Source organism: Micromonospora fiedleri, assembly GCF_016774385.1.
GTDB lineage: Bacteria > Actinomycetota > Actinomycetes > Mycobacteriales > Micromonosporaceae > Micromonospora > Micromonospora gifhornensis.
Genome location: NZ_JAETXL010000132.1, coordinates 1 through 280 on the forward strand (window position 1 = coordinate 1; position 280 = coordinate 280).

Annotated in this window: 1 pseudogene; it reads right to left on the reverse strand. The window is 76.8% G+C overall.

Going from position 1 to position 280, the window contains the following annotated elements:
• A pseudogene (locus tag JMF97_RS30965) lies at nucleotides 1–280 on the reverse strand (hypothetical protein); the annotation flags it as partial.

Below are 280 nucleotides of genomic sequence, written 5' to 3' on the forward strand. Positions count from 1 at the left end.
CGCGCCGGCCTGCATCCGCCACGGCTGGTTGGGCAGCGTGAAGGCGGCCAGGACCAGCACGACGGCCAGTACGGCGACCACCCGGCGGGGTCGGCCGGGCAACGCGAGCAGCACGGCGGCGAGCAGCCGCGCCTCCAGCGGGATCCGCAGGAACGCGCCGGCCTGCATCCGCCACGGCTGGTTGGGCAGCGTGAAGGCGGCCAGGACCAGCACGACGGCCAGTACGGCGACCACCCGGCGGGGTCGGCCGGGCAACGCGAGCAGCACGGCGGCGAGCAGC